Source organism: Butyrivibrio sp. LB2008, assembly GCF_000621565.1.
Taxonomy (GTDB): domain Bacteria; phylum Bacillota; class Clostridia; order Lachnospirales; family Lachnospiraceae; genus Butyrivibrio.
In genome coordinates, this window is the sequence record NZ_JHXZ01000017.1 from 63,853 (window position 1) to 82,330 (window position 18,478).

14 protein-coding genes are annotated in these 18,478 nt (G+C 41.8%); 2 read left to right on the top strand and 12 right to left on the bottom strand.

The features are described 5' to 3' along the window. Positions 1 to 326: 326 nt before the first annotated feature. From ptsP to fusA, 6 genes are all read right to left on the bottom strand, one after another. Positions 327 to 2,030 carry a phosphoenolpyruvate--protein phosphotransferase gene (gene ptsP, locus T356_RS0106480; RefSeq protein ID WP_026513794.1) on the bottom strand — a complete coding sequence of 568 codons (1,704 nt, stop codon included), beginning with the start codon at positions 2,028 to 2,030 and terminating at the stop codon, positions 327 to 329. Between the two features lie 130 nt (positions 2,031 to 2,160). Next, positions 2,161 to 2,424 (bottom strand): HPr family phosphocarrier protein, encoded by a 264-nt coding sequence (locus tag T356_RS0106485; protein WP_026513795.1) that lies wholly within the window; start codon positions 2,422 to 2,424, stop codon positions 2,161 to 2,163. 158 nt (positions 2,425 to 2,582) lie between these two features. Then, positions 2,583 to 4,496: a PTS fructose transporter subunit IIABC gene (locus T356_RS0106490; RefSeq protein WP_026513796.1), complete on the bottom strand. Its 1,914-nt coding sequence runs from the start codon at positions 4,494 to 4,496 to the stop codon at positions 2,583 to 2,585. Positions 4,497 to 4,513: 17 nt separating this feature from the next. Continuing rightward, positions 4,514 to 5,419, bottom strand: a complete 906-nt coding sequence (pfkB, locus tag T356_RS0106495) for a 1-phosphofructokinase (RefSeq protein ID WP_026513797.1) — start codon at positions 5,417 to 5,419, stop codon at positions 4,514 to 4,516. Between the two features lie 16 nt (positions 5,420 to 5,435). Next, the gene (locus T356_RS0106500) at positions 5,436 to 6,188 is read right to left on the bottom strand and encodes a DeoR/GlpR family DNA-binding transcription regulator (RefSeq protein ID WP_026513798.1); all 753 of its coding nucleotides are present in this window, start codon (positions 6,186 to 6,188) and stop codon (positions 5,436 to 5,438) included. A gap of 274 nt (positions 6,189 to 6,462) precedes the next feature. Further along, positions 6,463 to 8,553, bottom strand: a complete 2,091-nt coding sequence (gene fusA / locus T356_RS0106505; protein WP_026513799.1) for an elongation factor G — start codon at positions 8,551 to 8,553, stop codon at positions 6,463 to 6,465. A 241-nt stretch (positions 8,554 to 8,794) separates the two neighbouring features. Between fusA and T356_RS0106510 the strand changes: the two genes are divergently transcribed. After that, positions 8,795 to 9,889 carry a prephenate dehydrogenase/arogenate dehydrogenase family protein gene (locus tag T356_RS0106510; protein WP_026513800.1) on the top strand — a complete coding sequence of 365 codons (1,095 nt, stop codon included), beginning with the start codon at positions 8,795 to 8,797 and terminating at the stop codon, positions 9,887 to 9,889. A 17-nt stretch (positions 9,890 to 9,906) separates the two neighbouring features. Then, positions 9,907 to 11,238 (top strand): 3-phosphoshikimate 1-carboxyvinyltransferase, encoded by a 1,332-nt coding sequence (aroA, locus tag T356_RS0106515; protein ID WP_026513801.1) that lies wholly within the window; start codon positions 9,907 to 9,909, stop codon positions 11,236 to 11,238. An 80-nt stretch (positions 11,239 to 11,318) separates the two neighbouring features. Here aroA and T356_RS0106520 read toward each other — a convergent pair whose 3' ends face one another. From T356_RS0106520 to T356_RS0106545, 6 genes are all read right to left on the bottom strand, one after another. Next, positions 11,319 to 12,752 (bottom strand): hypothetical protein, encoded by a 1,434-nt coding sequence (locus T356_RS0106520; RefSeq protein WP_197020888.1) that lies wholly within the window; start codon positions 12,750 to 12,752, stop codon positions 11,319 to 11,321. Then, positions 12,721 to 14,370, bottom strand: coding sequence for a hypothetical protein (locus T356_RS0106525; protein WP_026513803.1), 1,650 nt, complete (start codon positions 14,368 to 14,370; stop codon positions 12,721 to 12,723). The genes T356_RS0106520 and T356_RS0106525 overlap by 32 nt, the downstream gene beginning before the upstream one ends. Positions 14,371 to 14,422: 52 nt before the next feature. Then, on the bottom strand, positions 14,423 to 14,923 hold the full coding sequence (locus T356_RS0106530; RefSeq protein ID WP_026513804.1) for a hypothetical protein: 501 nt from the start codon (positions 14,921 to 14,923) through the stop codon (positions 14,423 to 14,425). 18 nt (positions 14,924 to 14,941) lie between these two features. Further along, on the bottom strand, positions 14,942 to 15,910 hold the full coding sequence (locus T356_RS18635; RefSeq protein ID WP_051563213.1) for a glycosyltransferase family 2 protein: 969 nt from the start codon (positions 15,908 to 15,910) through the stop codon (positions 14,942 to 14,944). Beyond that, the gene (locus tag T356_RS0106540) at positions 15,910 to 17,667 is read right to left on the bottom strand and encodes a hypothetical protein (RefSeq protein ID WP_026513805.1); all 1,758 of its coding nucleotides are present in this window, start codon (positions 17,665 to 17,667) and stop codon (positions 15,910 to 15,912) included. The genes T356_RS18635 and T356_RS0106540 overlap by 1 nt, the downstream gene beginning before the upstream one ends. Before the next feature lie 91 nt (positions 17,668 to 17,758). Beyond that, positions 17,759 to 18,391: a hypothetical protein gene (locus tag T356_RS0106545; RefSeq protein WP_026513806.1), complete on the bottom strand. Its 633-nt coding sequence runs from the start codon at positions 18,389 to 18,391 to the stop codon at positions 17,759 to 17,761. Between the last annotated feature and the right edge of the window lie 87 nt (positions 18,392 to 18,478).

Sequence of the window (18,478 nt, forward strand, 5' to 3'; positions counted from 1 at the left end):
TCTAATTACAAATTTTAGTCACTTTTTAAAGGGAAATTCAGCAAATTCATAATGCAAAAGTGACTAAATCGTTTCAAAGCTCTTCATTTAGTCACTCTTCATGCAAAAAATTCCTGAATAAAGCAGAAAAAAGTGACTAAATTGATCCAAAATTCTTCATTTAGTCACTCTTCACGCAAAGCGTCTTAAAAATAGCGCTAAAAAAGTGACTAAATCAGCATCTTCTGCTGTTTTTAGTCACTTTTCTCTCCGTAAATATATCTCTTAAATACCTTCTATAATTCAGAAGCGGCATTCTCTGCTTAAACACATTCTCTTTAACGTCTTCATCTTGCCGCAGCTTTTAGCGCCGCAATGACCTCTGCCTCTGTAGACAGTGCAAGCACCTGCTCTGCAAGAGCATCCGCGTCTGCCTTTGACCACTTAGAGATGATGCTGCGTGCGGTCAGTACAAGGACTGAATTTACGCTGTATTCATCAAGGCCAAAGGAAATAAGAAGCGGTATCATAAGCGGATCTGCTGCCGCTTCGCCGCACATTCCGACAGGAATACCTGCTGCCCTTCCCGCTTCGATTATATTCTTGATCGAACGCAGCACAGCAGGCTGGAATGCGGAATAAAGATATGCAACCTTTGCATTTCCGCGGTCAACGCTCATTGTATACTGCGTAAGGTCGTTTGTACCTATTGAAAAGAAATCCGCTTCTTTTGCAAGCATATCGGCTATAAGCGAAGCTGCCGCCGTCTCGATCATGCATCCGACTTCTATCTTTTCATCAAATCCGGTTCCTTCCGCCTTAAGCTCTTTCTTGCACTCTTCCACAAGCGTCTTCACCGCACGGATCTCATCAACACAGGTAACAAGCGGAACCATGATCTTTGCCTTACCGAATGCACTTGCGCGAAGAATCCCTCGAAGCTGCGTCTTGTAAACTTCAGGATTTGCAAGACAATAACGTACCGCCCTGTATCCAAGGAACGGATTGTCCTCCTTCTCAAGCCCAAGATAAGGAATCTCCTTATCTCCGCCTATATCAAGAGTACGAATGATAACCGTCTTGCCATTCATGGTCTCAATCGCCTCTTTGTAAGCTTCAAACTGTTCTTCCTCAGAAGGTAAATGCGACTTGTCCATGAACAAAAATTCCGAACGAAAAAGACCTATACCTTCCCCGTCGCATTCTATAGCCTTCTTTGCATCCTTTGGCGTACCTATATTGCAGAAAAGCTCTACCTTAATGCCGTCCGCCGTAAGAGTTTCTTCCCCCCTGAAACTCTCAAGTTCAGCCTGCGCGCGTATAAATTCTTCCCTCTTGATAACATATTTTGAAACTATCTCCCCGTCAGGATTAATATATACAACGCCTTCTGTGCCATCGACAACGGCGGTATCTTTATCTTTTACCTTCTCTGTAATTCCCGGTACAGAAAGAACGGCAGGAATCTCAAGCGCCCTTGCAAGAATAGCGGAGTGTGAAGTCTTTCCGCCAACTTCTGTGATGATTCCGACAACGTTTTCTTTTACTATCTGCGAAGTCATTGAAGGAGTAAGGTCATGAGCAACAAGCACAGTTCCCTGAGGCACTTTGCTTATGTCAACATCTTCTATTCCAAGAAGCTCTTTCAAAAGACCTGTTTTCACATCGGAAATATCAGATGCACGCTGGCGCATCATATCATCTTCCATTTTGGAAAACATTCCTATGAACATATCGCACACAGCAGTGACTGCTGCCTCGGCGCACTGTCCCGCATCGATCATCTTGTTCATCTCACCCGACATAGCGGGATCGGCGATCATTGCTATATGACCTTCCATAATCTCAGCTTCTTTGGCCCCGATAGTTTTCCTTATATTATCGGCCATAGCGGATGTTTTAACTTTTAAAACCTCCACAGCCGCTCCAAGTCTGTTTTTTTCTGCTTCTGTATCTTCAATATGTTTAGCTTCAAATGACAGATCATAATCTGTTATAAGACAGATACTGCCAATTCCAATTCCTCTTGATGCTTCTATGCCTTTATACATAGATAATGACCTCCCGTAAAATGATTCCCGCGCAAAAACTACATCATAAAATACCTTCTATTTATTGATTTCTTCGCATACATATGGAACAAACCAAGGAAATAACGATTAAAACAACATCTCCCAAATTTTAATCTCCGAGACCGCTCTCAATAAGCTCAACTGCTTTTGCAAGCGCTTCCTCTTCATCAGGACCGTCGCAGGTAACCTCAACTTCGGCACCACACTTTATGCAAGCAGCCATGAGCATCATGACGCTCTTTCCGTCATACTTTGAACCGTTAACGCAAAGATTTACTTCTGATGAAAAATGCATCATAGCCTGACTGAATACTGTCGCAGGACGCATATGCATTCCCTGTTCATTTACGATCTTTACTGTTTTTGAAACCATTACACTTTTTCTCCTTTTATATGGATTATTGAATTAAAATACAGAAATCCGCACTTGCTGCAGATTCCGCGAGAACAAGATTCTTGAATTTGTGATTCAAGATATATCATGATGTAGATGTCAAAAATATTTTCAACACCTACATCATGTTTATTTTTTTATTCTTCAACTTTTTTCTTAAGTACACCGAGTAAAGCACAGCTCACAACCGATCCAACAGCGAGCGCAACAAGATAAAGAGCCCAGTTACCTACTACAGGGAATACGAAGATTCCGCCGTGAGGCGCCATAAGTGTGCACTTAAATGCCATCGAAAGAGCTCCGGCAACACCCGATCCAACCATAAGTGAAGGAATTACACGGATAGGATCTGCTGCCGCATAAGGAATAGCACCCTCTGTAATGAAGCAGAATCCCATGATGAAGTTTACAGGGCCTGCTTTTCTCTCAGCTACAGTGAACTTCTTAGGGAAGATAAGTGTAGCAAGAGCTATAGCGATAGGAGGAACCATTCCGCCGACCATAACTGCCGCCATGATCATCCATCCTGTCTCATTCTGCTGAGCAAGAGCTGCTGTACCAAATACATATGCCGCCTTGTTGAGAGGACCTCCCATATCTGTTGCCATCATTGCTCCGAGAAGAATACCGAGTGCGATTATCGATCCGCTGCTCATACCTGTAAGTACACCTGAAATCCAGTTATTAAGTGCTCCCACAACAGGATTGATTGCGCACATAACAAGACCCACCATCGTGATACCTGCAAGAGGATAGATAAGAACAGGCTTTATTCCTTCAAGTGACTGAGGAAGCTTGTTACATATCTTTTCAAGCCATAGAACAAGATAACCTGATACAAAACCTGCTACCAACGCTCCGAGGAATGCAGAAGGTATATCTCCGCCGGGATTTGCAAATGTTGCACCGGTTGATGCAAGATATCCGCCTACAAAGCCGACTGCAAGACCCGGTCTGTCAGCTATCGACATTGCTATAAATCCCGCAAGTATCGGAAGCATAAATCCAAATGCTGCTCCGCCTATTGTCTTAAACCATGCAGCTACAGGTGTGTTTGTACCGAAGTTGCTCGGATCGATTGAATAATCATCAAGGAGGAATGCTATCGCAATAAGGATACCGCCTCCAATAACGAACGGAAGCATATGTGATACACCGTTCATAAGATGCTTATAAAGCTTTCTTCCGATCGATTCATTGGCATCATCGCTCTTTTTTGTAACCTTTCCGGAATGACGATATACAGAAGCTGTCTCAACTTTTTCGAAAAGTTTTTCAGGTGTGTGAATAGCTTCTTTTGTCGATGCCATAACAACCTTCTTTCCGTCAAACTGTCCCATATCGATATTCTTATCGCATGCGACAATTACTGCATCCGCTTCTTCTATCTCTTTTGCTGTAAGAGGATCCTTTGCTCCGCCTGAGCCGTCTTTTTCAACCCTGAAAGTAATTCCGAGTTCTTTTGCCTTGAGCTCAAGTGCCTCTGCAGCCATAAATGTATGTGCTATACCCGTAGGACAAGCTGTAACCGCAACAATCTTCTTGCCTGCCTTAGAAGGTGCTTCGGACTTTGCCGCACCATTCTGCGCATCTTTCTCCGTTTCTTTGGAGTCGATAAGCTCAAGGAACTCATCTACAGATTCTGCTCCGACAAGTTTCTTGCAAAATTCTCCGTCCATTAACATTCCCATAAGTTTTGAAAGAACTTCAAGATGTGTATCTGCGCCATTTTCAGGTGCCGCGATCATAAATAAAAGATTGCTCGGCTTTCCGTCAAGTGCTTTATAATCCACTCCGTCGGGACAAGTTATTGCAACAAGACCTGCCTTTTTTACCGATGCAGATTTTCCGTGCGGTACTGCGATTCCGTTTCCGATTGCTGTTGAGCCCTTAGCCTCACGCTCAAGGATTGCTTTCTTAAATCCTGCAACATCCTTAAGATTTCCGGCTGACTCGTGAAGTGCGATAAGCTGATCGATTGCGTCATTCTGATCAGACACCTTTGCCTGAAGCTTGATCCCCCTAGGATCGATAAACTCTGTAATCCTCATAATACCTCCTAAAAAAATTACATGTTTTTTAAAACCTTCTCTATATCTGCAGCTGTTGCAAGGCCATCCGAAAATGCCGTTGCAGAACCTGCAGCCGTTCCCATTTTTAGTGCAGTCTCGTAGTCTTTTGTTTTTAAGTACCCTGCCACAAAACCTGCTACCATAGAATCTCCCGCACCGACTGAATTTCTGACTGTTCCTTTCGGAACTCCGATGCGATATTTCAAGCCGTTTTCGTCAACCAGCATCGCTCCGTCTCCCGCCATAGAGATAAGAACATTTCGTGCTCCCATCTTCTGAAGACTGACCGCGCCTTCGTATATATCATCATCCGTTTCAAGTGTTTTTCCTATGATCTCACCAAGTTCGAAATTATTCGGCTTAATGAGAAACGGATGATACTTAAGAACATTTGTGAGCAGATCTTTCGTCGCATCAACAACAAACTCTATTCCCCTACCGTCGAGCATAGAAAGTATTCTTTCATATACATCGTCCGGAAGCGAGCCGGGGATAGATCCCGCCAGTATCAAAAGATCGCCTTCTTTGAGTCTCGAGAGCTTGTCAAAAAGCTCTTTTTGCGCCTCATCACTGATCTTAGGACCCTGAGCGTTTATCTCTGTTTCCGCTACTGCCTTAATCTTGACATTAACCCGGGAGATTCCTTCCTCAAGCTGAATGAAATCGGTGTCAATGCCTGCTGCCTTAACGCCTTCATCAATGGCGCGTCCTATGAAGCCTGCCACAAATCCTAAAGCCGTACTCTTAAATCCAAGTTCCGCCAATACCATGGATACATTTATGCCCTTCCCGCCGTAGTAGAACTCCTCACTGGTAGAACGGTTTGTCATACCCGGTTGTAATTCACCATCCATTCTGACTACATAATCAAGCGCAGGATTAAAAGTAACCGTATAAATCATCAATATTCCTCCATCTTTACTTGCAACAGATAAGTACCTCTGTGTGATTCACATATTCTTTTGCCGTAAGTCTGTCTGTAATAATGCTGCATTCCTTTATGTCCGCAAAAGTCACGGAATTGACTTTGTTAAACTTGGTATGATCCGCAAGCACATACGATCTGTAAGCATGCTTTATCGCTGCCGTCTTGATCATCGCTTCGTCAACATCCGGTGTTGTGAAACCTGCGTGGACTGAAATTCCGTTTGTACCCATAAAAGCTTTCGTAAAGTGATATTTGCGAATAAACTCCACACAATCAGGTCCGACCGCCGCTTCTGTAGAAGCCTTGAGCCTTCCTCCGATCATTATGGTCTCAAAGCCTTTGTCCATAAGACGCCTTGCGTGAACAACACCGTTTGTGATGTACTTTGCATTGTGATTACTTAAATACTCAATCATCGCCAATGTTGTCGTGCCCGCATCGATATAAACAAAATCGTTATCCTCAATGAGTTCTGCAGCAAACTTGCTTATGTTGTCCTTCTCCTGCACATTCTTCTGAACCTTCATCTTTACCGCATCTTCCTTGGTATCGACATCTCTTGAAGATAATGCAGTCGCTCCTCCGAATACTTTGATAAGTTTGCGCGAACGATCAAGTGCGCTTATATCACGACGTATCGTAGCCGCCGATGTATCCAGAAGCTCAATAAGCTCATTAACGGAAACCGCTTTCTTTTCATTTACAATATCAACAATACGTGCTCTTCTCTCTTCAGTCAGCATTCATAATCTCCTTGAGCAAAAATGTTAATTTGTGATTTTCTGATTAAAATATAACACTCAAAAAATCAATTTGCAATCACAATCAATCACAAATAACCATATATAATCATTTTCGTTCAAACTATACATTTTTAGCCTTGACTTTTTGTTAATTTTTGATTGATTTCTTTTTAAACATATTTTTCCGCACGCAAAAAAGAACAGTTATTCCGGAATATCACCGAAATAACCGCTCCTTTTCTATATCATTATATCTTTAATTTAAAGCATCATCTTATTCTTCTGCATTTGCAGCCGCAACCTTATCTGCTCTTGCCTCAACCTCTTTTGCCTGAACATCTGAAGGTGCCTGCTCATATCTGTTGAAAGTATACTCGTACTCTCCGCTTCCACCGGTCATCGAACGAAGCTGTGTGCAATAGCCGTATAGCTCCATCTGAGGAATCTCTGCCTCAATAACCTGTTTACCGGTAAGTGACGGATTCATTCCGAGAACTCTTCCTCTTCTCTTGTTAAGATCTCCCATTACATCACCCGTATAGTTCTCGGGAACAGTAACTTTAAGGGAAACTATGGGTTCAAGAAGCACCGGTGTCGCATCCATAAAACCTTTTTTAAAGGCATTTGATGCAGCAACCTTAAATGCCATCTCGGACGAATCAACAGGATGATACGATCCGTCATAAAGAGTTGCCTTAACGCCGACAACCGGATAGGCCGCAAGAGGGCCTCTCTGAACAGACTCTGCGATTCCTTTTTCAACTGCAGGGAAGAAATTCTTAGGAACAGCTCCGCCTACAACTTCCTGATCGAAGGTATAAGAAACAGTTGGATCTCCAAGAGGCGCAAAGCGCATCTTAACGTGCCCGTACTGTCCGTGTCCACCCGTCTGCTTCTTATATTTGTATTCCACATCTGAATTCTTTCTGATTGTTTCTCTGAACGCAACCTTGGGCTTTGTCAGGTCGATATCAACCTTATATACATTCTTTAACTTACTCTGAATAACCTCAAGGTGCATATCGCCCATTCCGTAAAGGAGTGTCTGACGGTTCTCTGCGTCATTGACTACCCTTACAGTCTGATCTTCCGCAGCTATCTTTGCCAGAGACTGCGCAATCTTATCAATATCACTCTTATTCTGCGCATGATATCTCATAACAGTATAAGGCTGGGAAATATCCATCTTAGCGTACTGTATGGGTGTTCCCTTGGTAGAAAGAGTATCTCCCGTCGCAACATCAAGTTTCTGAAGCGCACCAAGGTCACCTGCATGAAGCTCCGAAACTTCAGTTGTCTTATTTCCCTGAAGAACATAGAGCTTACCTATCTTTACTTCCATATCCTTATCCGCAACGAACATAACGTCGTCGGGCTTAAGGACACCCGATCTTACCTTTATAAGCGAATACTTACCTATGAAAGGATCGATAATAGTCTTAAATACAAAAGCTGTCTTTGGCTTGGAAAAGTCAAAGTCTGCTTCAAATATCTCATTTGTATTTGTATTAATACCTGCCATCTTACGATTCTCGGGGCTTGGCATGTACTTTACGATATCGTCAAGAAGTGTGTAGATACCCTGACAGAGTGTACTCGATCCCATCTCAATGGGAACAATACTTCCGTCACATACATTAGTCCTTACCGCGGCTCTTATCTCGGACTCCGAGAAAGTTTCACCGTTAAAGTATCTTTCCATGAATTCTTCCGAAGTCTCAGCTACAGTTTCGATCAGAGTATCTCTGCATATCTTAAGATTCTGAAGATTGTACTCGGGAACTTCGCACTCAACAACTTCTTTTCCCGACCACTTGAATCCTTTCTCCTGAATTACATTTACATATCCCACAAACTTCTCATTCTCACGGATAGGCAGGTTAAAAGGAGCCATCTTCTTTCCGTATTTGTCTGTCATATCCTGTACAACCTGTCTGTAGGAAACATCGTCTATATCCATATCGGCAACGAATACCATGCGCGGTATCTTGTACTTCTCGCACAGTTCCCATGCTTTTTCCGTTCCGACTTCGATTCCGGCTTTTCCGGAAACCACGATAATAGCTGCGTCAGCTACGCTGATTGCCTCCTCAACTTCCCCGACAAAATCAAAAAATCCGGGAGTATCCAAAAGATTGATCTTGTGCCCATCCCATTCGAGTGGGATTGATGATGTACTTATAGAAATGTGCCTCTTCTGCTCCTCCTTATCAAAGTCACTAAGAGTATTTCCATCCTCCACCGTTCCCATCCTTGATGTAATACCGGCAAGATAAGCCATTGCTTCAGCTAAGGTTGTCTTTCCGGCTCCACCATGTCCGAGCAGTACCACGTTACGAATCTTATCAGTTGTGTAAACGTTCATATCTTATCCTCCAGTCGCTCAATTTTGGGTATTATGTACGAGATATGATACAGATCCCCAAAGACTTATAATAGTATTTTACTAAAAACATATACCCAAAACAAGTATTGTAGTTAATTATGCACAAAAGTTATATCGTTTGCGCACCTTTCTTATAGCAAGCCTTCATAATTGATTTTCGCACATTAAAGTGTTATAGTTTTTTCACAAGATTACATGATTTTAGGGGGTTCTACCTTTTATGAACAATTCGACCTATGGTTTTATAGGCCTCGGACTTATCGGCGGATCGATTGCCAGGGCAATAAAGGAGAATGAGCCGTCTTCTAAGATAATCGCTTACACTCCTCACAAGGAGACTGTAGACACCGCGCATGCTGAGGGAATCATCGACACTCCCCTGTATGAAATAGGCGCCGCGTTCTCAGATTGCGATTACATCTTTTTGTGCGCTCCCGTCGAGTGCAACAACGATAACATCCAAAAGCTTCTTCCTTTTTTAGATAAAAAGACGACACTTACGGATATCGGAAGCGTCAAGAACGGCATACATGAGAAGATAAAAGAGCTCGGACTCGAAGACCAGTTTATCGGCGGCCATCCGATGGCAGGAACCGAAAGAATAGGCTTTAACAATTCGAAATCTTCTCTTTTACAAAATGCATATTACATCCTGACCAAGACAAGCGTCACGGATGAAGACAGGTTAAAAAGATACTACGACCTGGTCAAGATGATCGGTGCAATCCCACTCGTTGTAGAATACAGACAGCACGATTACATCACAGCTGCAATAAGCCACGTTCCGCATGTTATCTCCGCTTCGCTCGTAAATCTTGTAAAAGACAACGATTCAAAAGACGAACTGATGAAGACAATCGCGGCAGGCGGATTCAAGGACATAACCAGAATATCATCATCTTCTCCCGTTATGTGGCAACAGATCTGTACAACAAACGCAGAGAATATCTCAGATCTTTTGTCCAAATACATCGATTCTCTTTACGACATCAAGCTTGCAATCGATGAAAAAGACAGTGAGAAGCTGTTTGAATTCTTCTCAAAAGCAAGAGAATACAGGGAATCCTTTATCACAACTTCAAGCGGGCCGATCCAAAAAGTTTATGCGATCAAAGTAGAGATTGACGATCATCCCGGTAACCTTGCCAAGGTTGCGACTCTTTTGTCCAATAATGACATAAACATAAAAAATATCGGCATCGTACACAACAGAGAATACGAGCGCGGTACACTCAGAATCGAGCTTCACGACCGGGAAGGTCTCGATAAAGCAAACAAAGTCCTTGTAGACAACGCTTATAACATTTATCTGTAACTTAAGGAGAGACTCACATGACTACATTAGAAAAAGCCAGAGGTCCATTAAGAGGAGAAGTCACTGTTCCGGGTGACAAATCAATATCCCACAGAAGCATCATGTTCGGTGCTCTTGCAGAAGGCGATACAAATATTACAGGATTCCTAGAAAGCGCAGACTGCCTTTCAACAATCGATTGTTTCAGAAAGCTTGGAATCACGATAGACCGCGAGGAAGACGAATACAAGAACGTCAAGAAGATAACCGTTCACGGCAAAGGCCTTCACGGTCTCACCACTCCGATAGAGACTCTTTATACCGGAAACAGCGGAACGACAACAAGGCTTATGTCCGGAATTCTTGTAGCCCAACCATTTGATACTTCGATCACAGGCGACTCTTCTATAGAGCAGCGCCCTATGAAAAGAGTTATAGATCCTCTCACTCTCATGGGTGCATCTATTACATCCGCTCGCGGAAACGGCTGTGCCCCTCTTAACATTGAGGGAAATAAGAGCCTTAACGGCATCACTTACACAAGCCCGGTAGCATCCGCGCAGGTAAAATCAGCCATCATCCTTGCAGGTCTCTATGCCGAAGGCGATACTATCGTTCACGAGCCGGCTCTTTCAAGAAATCATACAGAAATAATGCTCTCAGCATTTGGCGCAGACATCCACAACGAGGTCGCCGATGACGGAACAGCCTCTGCTATCCTTCATCCCGGAAGACCTCTTAAAGGAATCGACATCAATGTTCCTGGCGACATATCTTCTGCTGCCTACTTTATCGCCGCAGCCCTTATAGTACCGGGATCGGAACTTCTTATCAAAAATGTCGGAGTCAACAAGACCCGCGCAGGTATAATAAATGTTTTGAAAAAAATGGGAGCCGACATCACGCTCCTTAACGAAGATAATTCCCAGGAAGCAAGAGCCGATATCCTTGTAAGATACAGTAAGCTCTGCGGAAATGAAAAAGGTAAGTTCGTTATCGGAGGAAAAGATATTCCGACAATGATCGACGAGCTTCCGGTAGTTGCCGTTCTTGCAGCGACAGCGGACTGTGAGACCATTATTAAAGACGCTGCAGAACTCAAGGTAAAAGAGTCAAACCGCATCACTTCAGTTGTCGAGAATCTCACAGCAATGGGGTGCGACGCCGAAGCAACGGATGACGGCATGATCATCCGCGGCGGTAAGCCACTCTTTGGCGCAAACATAGACTGTCACGCCGACCATCGCCTCGCAATGAGCTTTGCAATAGCATCTCTCGTTGCAGAAGGTCCGACCGTGATAAAGGACTCTGAATGTGTATCAATTTCTTATCCGACATTCTTCTCAGACCTTAAGTCTCTGACAAGATAAACTTAGATAAATGCTTTTTTATCTTAGATGTTTCCATCAAACAAAAAAGAGTCGCAAGCGACTCTTTTTTGTTTTGCTTATTACTTTTTCGATCTGAACTTTAGCTCTATATAATTCCCGGTTTCTCCCATTACTCCCGAATATTTATCTTGCATAAGCTCAAATCCGGCTTCTGTTTCAATATTTTTTATTGTATATTCAGCTCCGCAAGGAACACCTTCGAAAAAGTCCGCGGCATTTTCAGCAACAGGCTCTCCATCGACATAAACGCTAAACTTCGCTACTTTACTTGTATTTTTCAAGCTTTCGTCATTCAATATGCCATTTACGTCAAGCATTGGATAAAAATAGCGATACACAGTCGCACCCTTTTCATCAACGGGAACTTCATTTGAAGAAGCCACATACACATATCCGCCGCTGTAAGCGCCTTTGGAATTATCATTTCCCCAAAGTTCTCCGCTTACAACATCACCTTTTTCAAAGAGCACTGTTCTTTTCAAAACCGGATATTCCTTCTTACTTTTTCCGTCAAACAGGTATTTATCGACTTCAGCGGTAATATTTTTTATCTTATTACCTGCTGCATCTATAGCCCAGTCTTCACAGGTAACCTTGCAGTTTCCTTCTCTGGTTGTAAAACGTGCCACCGCCACTCCTCTTGAGTCGGACATCTTTCCGGCAATTTCTTTGGTGCTGTCATACTCAAATAGCGGATTTACATTTTTTAAAACAACCTTATATTCAGATCCGTACGGTATGGCACCGCAAAAATCATAAGCTCCCTCATCGATCAGCTCTCCGTCCACATACAGATCAAAAAATGCAATATCCGTATTATTTGTCGCATTTTCGCCATCCACAGCATAGTTCACATCAAGGATTGGATTAAAAAACCTGTAAAGTCTCACTCCGTCTTCTTTTACAGTAACATCCTTTGATGCTCCGACAAACATATATTTATCCGAGTATGCTTTATAATCCGTGTCTTCGCCCCATTTCGATGCACTTACTACAGTTCCGGCTTTGACCTGTATAGTTCTTTTCTGAACAGTATACTCTTTTGAACTGCCGCCTTCTTCAAGAAAACTGTCAACTTCATCCGTTATATCACGGATCAGATTTCCGTCCTTATCAACTATCCAGTCCTGGCAAGTAACATCGAGGTTTGTTGACCAATTTGCCGTATAGCTCAGATTTCCAAGCATTCCGTTTCCGACAGAAATATCCGTCTGAGGCTCACCTCCGTTAGAACCTGTCCATCCCGTAAATCTATAGCCCGAGCGCTTGGGTATCCCAAGATCTAACTTACCCGCATTTACCGTATATATTTTTGTCACGGGCGCCGAACCGTCGCCAAGATCAAGCGTGATCCTGTATGGCCTGAACAGAATACATCCCGCTCCTCCGACAATAGTCATGCCGATCACAAGCATAAGTCCATAAAACAAAAACCGCCCAAACGTTTTATTACCCACTTTATTAGCCGTTTTCTTTCTCTTTCTTTTCATCATTATTCTCTTTCTCATCCATAGTTATCGTCTGCCGATCTCTTTGCCGGACCGCCGACTGTACAAGGCAGCTGTCGCCGCCCTCGGCGCCCGCAGGAACAAAAGCCCTATATAATGCAAAAGCTACCAAAACAAGTAATACCGATGAAAATATTGTTATAAAAAGAATCTCTATTTTTGAAACCGCATCAAAGTCATTCCCGGAATCCGTCGTCTCATCCGCCGAAACGAAATAATCCTTCCAGACCGCCTTAAGCGCAAATCCCACAAATATCAGAAATGAAGGTGTTGACACAGAAGTAAACGGATAAAAGAAACTCTGTACTATAAAAAGAAGAGTTATCATGATATATCCCTTCTCCTCTTCTGTTGTCCCGTGTTTCTTCCAGGCTTTATAAAGTATATTCAGAATAAACACAGAAAAGATAAGAAGTACAACACTTCCTACAATCCCGTATACTTCCAGTACGTGCCACAATTCACCGTATGAACTACTGACAGAATCCCATAAAGCTCCGGAAAATCCCGATAAAACTTCTCCTCCGAATCCTCCCAAAAGGGTATCCGCCCTGCTTCCAAAAACAAAGCAAAGGCTTATCAGAACAATAATTATAAGAACTGCCTGCTTAAATAACGTGGAAAATTTCACCATAACAATGCGATTTTCCTCATGATCTTTAGGAATACGATCCCAGTATCCGGCAATAATATAACCTGCCACCGCAATGAACAGATCGATGCAGATACTGTATTTAAGGTTAAAAGATCTGTTGATCCCGATTGTCCCAAAACGTGCAAGTACAGGAACATTGGATGCGCAAAAAGCAAATACGAATAAAAGGATCAGATTCTTTTTAACAAAGCTCACTGTAGCCTTTCTTACGAACTGAAGACACATCAGATAAATAAGCATCATCATAAATGCCACAGTATCTCCGTACAGGAAAAGAACGCACAATCCTATCGCTTCAAGTACAAGATAAATAATCTGTTTTTTCCTATCGTCTTCAACAACATATAAAAAAGCACAAACAGCACTGCTCAGCAAAAATGCAGGTACCAGCCTGTAACCTTCATCCAGAAATTCTTCAATACCAAGAAACGTCGCTTTCGCCGTAAAGATATATCTGAATATACTCAAATATACGATGATGTATGATGAAACAAATATATTCATATAATATTTTTTGCTGTTTTGAATAAAGCCAACGCAAAACGGCAAAAGAAACATCCCGACATAATAATATGTATGCGAAACCTCAGTATTTAATGTTATTGTCTGTACGCAAAAACATATAAGTATACTGACAAAAAATCCCAATATGAAAAGTTCTTTTTTTCCAAAACGGATTTTTTTTCGAAGCATACTTTTCATGCAATGCAAAAACATAATAAGAATAACTATGCCAAAAAGAATATCTCTCATGGATATTCCCATAACACCGGTACTCTCATAAACATATAATGGGAATAAAAAGAGAAGAACCCTTATCATGTAATCAACAAGATAATCGGAGCCTTTATCAGGCTCCGGATTGATCTTTTCATATATCCTGCTCACAAAATCCTTACAAGAAGCATTTTCCCCACTTATATATTTCGAAAAATAACCCTTTTTCATCTTATCTCGTTTCATAGCTAAAGATACAGCACTACAACGTATCACTATCCCTTTACTTTATTTTTTCAGAAGCATTTCTTCTGATACTGTTCATCACTATAAATACTATTACCGCCACGATCATGACCGCTATGACAGTTCTCCAGATCCTGCCGTTTCTTATGGCCTTCATCTGCGCAATATAGGATTCTATCCAGGATTTATCCGTTTGAGCAGTCTTCTCCAGTTCTTTCGCGGCGTCTTCATTTTCAAGACTTCCCACAGCAGAAGCGTCTTCTTTCTTTATGTACAGATCGCTTCCCTGATATAAAATATGCAACCATTCCGAATCTTCATTAGCAATCAGTATTATCTCGCCCGCTTTAATATCTACCTTTCCCGCTGAAACATCCATTGAATCGTATGCAACTATATCTTCTGTTACCGACTGTAAACTTCCCGTCACCTGATCAGATGCATTTATGTTGAGGCAAAAACAGCACAAAGTACCCAAAAACAGTACTATTCCCACAGCAATTCTAATTTTCCCCATTTTATTTAAATATGATGACATTTTTAGCTCCTAAAAGATTTATATCTCAAATTGATTTTCTGCAGTTCTTCTCATGTATTCCATACTCTTTACATGGAACTGCACATCCTGCAAAATACGCCTGTTTGCAGCAAGTGTATCAGCCATAACACCTATTACAAAAATCAAAAAACCGATTATTATGAGCGTGCATCCAAGTATAAGAGACTGAACATGTCCGCCGCTTGTTCCGTGAGCCATGAACCAAAGGAATCTTACACCTATAGCCATTCCTACTGTCAAAAACGGCAGGCACAACAATGAAAACGCCTTGAGAGGTTTATATAATACATATGCTCTGAGTATGGTTATCATTGATTTTTTTACATATCCCCAAATGCTCTTAAACAATCTTGACGGTCTAAGTTCGGCATTTGTTCTGATCGGAACACTCGTCATGGGGATCTTTTCTCTTCCGGCCTGAACAATGGTCTCCAAGGTATATGTATAATCATTTACTACATTGAGCTTCATTGCAGCTTCTCTTGAAAAAGCTCTGAAACCGCTCGGTGCGTCGGGAATTGTGGTACTCGATGCCTTTCTTACGATCCAGCTTCCAAAATGCTGAAGCTTTTTCTTCACAAAAGAAAAATGCTCGGTATCATCAATAGGTCTTGCTCCGATAACGATATCCGCTTCACCGTCAAGTATCGGGCGTACAATCTTCTCGATATCCTCTCCTTTGTACTGATCGTCTGCATCAGTATTTACAATAATATCCGCGCCACTTCTAAGACATCCGTCCAGTCCCGCAATAAAGCCTTTAGCAAGCCCCTGATTCTGTTTAAAGCTTACTATGTTCTGGACACCCCATTTTCTGGCAACATCTACTGTATTATCTTTACTTCCGTCATTGATGATAAGATACTCAATCTCATCAATTCCATCTATGTGTTTTGGCAGGTCGTTAAGCGCAACTTCAAGCGTTTCTGCCTCGTTGTAACATGGTATCTGAATAATAAGCTTCATTAATTTTCTCTCCCAACTTTGTTGTAATATAGCTCAAAATGTCCCGATTCCCATGAACTGTCATATTCTTTAGAAAGCTCTGCATTCAGATCACTTTCATAATCAACCAAAACAAGATCATCGTCCTTAAGTTTCGACAACTCTCCGCGTATACCTGCATAGATCACACCGATATGTTCATCACGAAGTCTGAACTGAACCGTGTCGATATACTCAAGTCCTCCTTCATATACTAAAATTACGTCCCCACTATGTCCTTCTTTACGCAAACTCGCAATTTCATCAGCCACCTGTATGTCGCCATATATATATGATTGTCCGATATAAATGAAATGATCACATGCACTATAAGACAGTCCTATAAGAAACAGATGTATAAAAAACAAAATATAAAAATTTCTACTCTTTTGATAAAACAATGCGATACCTATCAGCGTAAACATGATAAGTAGTGCAAAAACGGTACTGATAACAATCGTCCGTACAGGTCTTACATTTTTTTCATCCATAAAATAGCTCATGCCTACCATAAGCATCCCGTGCGGATCTCTCATTCCCACTTTATTCCTCAAAACCACAATACAGGAAATCGCAGCAGATACGATCATCACAGATACAACACTTGCGATCTTCCCGATATCTACGCGGCAATGTAAAATCTCATTCATCCCGATCACTGTAAGCAGCGGAATAACATAATCAATATATCTTCCGTTAAGAAACAGATCGAATCTGTCCTCCACAACATCTGCGCTGTGAATAAGATAAATGCACATCACCAAAAACTGAAAAAGAGATGCCAGCAAAACAAATAATGCTTTAATGTCCTTGTTTATCACACGTTTAACAAGAACATAGATACCAATGTAAGCAAGTCCAAAGCTTGCGCACCCAAGATATAATATTTTTCCCGACATGGCGGCAAAAAATCTGCCTATTCCTGCGAGCGTAAAAAGCTCTGCAAATTTGGACATTTGTCCGGAATAATCATTTGTCGCCGTACTATTCTCGGCGCCTCCCAAGTACAATGCTCCGATCATGTATTTTTTTATAAAAAGACATACGATCAAGCCGGCCAGAATAATTAAAACAGGTAATGCTGCCGACAAAAAATCTTTATCCGATCCTTGTCTTTTTTTTCTTAAAACACAACCTATCAGCAAAGTGCAGATAACCGCGATCGGAATCCCAACTGCTCTCATATGCACGGAATATATATATACCGTTGCAATTGCCAACAACGTCCCCACATAAGCAGAAGTATTATCCAAATAAAACATCATGAGAAAAACTACAAGCGTATACATAAAGAACAGTAACGCTTCGGACATAGTCATCTGTACATAAAACACCCACGAAGGATATAGCACCGCAATCCCGCTAAGGATCGCTCCTGTTAACCTGTCGGTATTTTCAAATAACCTATCCGCTATTTTTGTAAAGATAAAAAAAGATGAAACCTGCAACAGCAGATTAACGACTACTGCAGCCCTATATGCAAGCACGGAATCGGAAAAAATTTTCATTACAGGCATAAGTATCAAAGAATAGCCAAATGAATAAAATGAACCAATGGATGTAATCTCACTGAAATCATATCCCAAAGCCTTTGCCGCACCGGCCCAATAGCCAAATTCATCAGGGAACAACGAAAAACTGTATATTCCCTGAATACCACACATACACAGACATACAAGAGAAAATAAAACTAATGCAACTACCGATATGTAGTTAAACCCACTCTCTTTTCTATCCATGACCCCTCACCATAAAAAAAGAGGGAATGGCCCTATAAGTCATTCCCCCCGCCAATATAAAATTGTATCCCTCTATAAAACCCTCAAATAATTACTTTACGATAAGACCATATCCTGCAAGTCCGCCTGTAATATCAACTGTAGCCATTCCCTTTTCAACAGTTACAGGAATAAGCTCGATTGCTCCACCTGATACTACTTTAGCAACATAATAATTGAGTTTGGGATCATAATTCTTGATTCCGATTGTTGCAGGAACAGAAACTTCTCTGGGAAGCTTTGAATACTTTCCTTCTGCAACTTTACCAAGGTCGACATTGATACCGCCAACCAATTTTCCACCTACGATTGAAGCCGCTGCATCGAAACTCTTATAAACGGCAGGGCTCTTCTTACGTTCTACTGAATAAGCCCTCACAATAGGTGATTCATTTCCTGCAAGGCCTGCTTTCTGCTTGATCTGAGCAGCAGTTCCTCGCACTGCAATACCTGAAACTGCAGGTGATGCAGTAATTTCAAAAATACCGGGAAGTTCGTTCTGTACTACTGAACCATTAACTGAGACTTCGCTGGTTGTCTGAACTGAAGCTGCTTCCTGTCTTGTCACTGATGAGTCAGAACGTGTTGAGTCAGCCGAGTCAGTCGCTCCTACAGTAAGAGGCATAGCAAGCATTGAAGCTGCCATTGTTACTGCAAGAATTCTCTTGAATGTTTTAATACTCATAACAAATGCTCTCCCTTTCTTTTTTTTAGTATCGTTTGATACTTTTTTCACGATAAAAATAATATCATAATTGCATTAATTGTAAAT

Coding starts and splice junctions, on each gene's coding strand:
- T356_RS0106485 (WP_026513795.1), bottom strand. CDS start 2,424: ATGGTTTCAAAAACAGTAAAGATCGTAAATGAACAGGGAATGCATATG.
- T356_RS0106545 (WP_026513806.1), bottom strand. CDS start 18,391: ATGAGTATTAAAACATTCAAGAGAATTCTTGCAGTAACAATGGCAGCT.
- T356_RS0106490 (WP_026513796.1), bottom strand. CDS start 4,496: ATGAGGATTACAGAGTTTATCGATCCTAGGGGGATCAAGCTTCAGGCA.
- T356_RS0106510 (WP_026513800.1), top strand. CDS start 8,795: ATGAACAATTCGACCTATGGTTTTATAGGCCTCGGACTTATCGGCGGA.
- fusA (WP_026513799.1), bottom strand. CDS start 8,553: ATGAACGTTTACACAACTGATAAGATTCGTAACGTGGTACTGCTCGGA.
- T356_RS0106520 (WP_197020888.1), bottom strand. CDS start 12,752: ATGATGAAAAGAAAGAGAAAGAAAACGGCTAATAAAGTGGGTAATAAA.
- T356_RS0106530 (WP_026513804.1), bottom strand. CDS start 14,923: ATGTCATCATATTTAAATAAAATGGGGAAAATTAGAATTGCTGTGGGA.
- ptsP (WP_026513794.1), bottom strand. CDS start 2,030: ATGTATAAAGGCATAGAAGCATCAAGAGGAATTGGAATTGGCAGTATC.
- T356_RS0106525 (WP_026513803.1), bottom strand. CDS start 14,370: ATGAAAAAGGGTTATTTTTCGAAATATATAAGTGGGGAAAATGCTTCT.
- aroA (WP_026513801.1), top strand. CDS start 9,907: ATGACTACATTAGAAAAAGCCAGAGGTCCATTAAGAGGAGAAGTCACT.
- T356_RS18635 (WP_051563213.1), bottom strand. CDS start 15,910: ATGAAGCTTATTATTCAGATACCATGTTACAACGAGGCAGAAACGCTT.
- pfkB (WP_026513797.1), bottom strand. CDS start 5,419: ATGATTTATACGGTTACTTTTAATCCTGCGCTTGATTATGTAGTCAGA.
- T356_RS0106500 (WP_026513798.1), bottom strand. CDS start 6,188: ATGCTGACTGAAGAGAGAAGAGCACGTATTGTTGATATTGTAAATGAA.
- T356_RS0106540 (WP_026513805.1), bottom strand. CDS start 17,667: ATGGATAGAAAAGAGAGTGGGTTTAACTACATATCGGTAGTTGCATTA.